Origin of the sequence: Mediterraneibacter sp. NSJ-151, assembly GCF_022487435.1 — a bacterium.
In the GTDB taxonomy this organism is placed as follows: domain Bacteria; phylum Bacillota; class Clostridia; order Lachnospirales; family Lachnospiraceae; genus Schaedlerella; species Schaedlerella hominis.
The window spans coordinates 1-514 of the sequence record NZ_JAKVPP010000037.1 but is presented as its reverse complement, the minus strand read 5'-3'; the positions used below and the strand labels follow the sequence as shown (position 1 = coordinate 514).

General features: G+C 53.9%; 1 rRNA gene. It reads right to left on the bottom strand.

The window, feature by feature from the left end:
• Nucleotides 1-14 precede the first annotated feature (14 nt).
• Nucleotides 15-514, bottom strand: a 16S ribosomal RNA gene (locus LQE94_RS16170); the annotation flags it as partial.

Genomic DNA, 514 nt, shown 5'->3' with positions numbered 1-514 from the left:
TTTTTCTTCCTTAGAAAGGAGGTGATCCAGCCGCACCTTCCGATACGGCTACCTTGTTACGACTTCACCCCAGTTATCGGTCCCACCTTCGGCAGCTCCCTCCTTACGGTTGGGTCACTGACTTCGGGCGTTACTGACTCCCATGGTGTGACGGGCGGTGTGTACAAGACCCGGGAACGTATTCACCGCGACATTCTGATTCGCGATTACTAGCGATTCCAGCTTCATGTAGTCGAGTTGCAGACTACAATCCGAACTGAGACGTTATTTTTGGGATTTGCTTACCCTCGCGAGTTCGCCTCCCTTTGTTTACGCCATTGTAGCACGTGTGTAGCCCTGCTCATAAGGGGCATGATGATTTGACGTCATCCCCACCTTCCTCCAGGTTATCCCTGGCAGTCTCTCCAGAGTGCCCGGCCAAACCGCTGGCTACTGAAGATAGGGGTTGCGCTCGTTGCGGGACTTAACCCAACATCTCACGACACGAGCTGACGACAACCATGCACCACCTGTC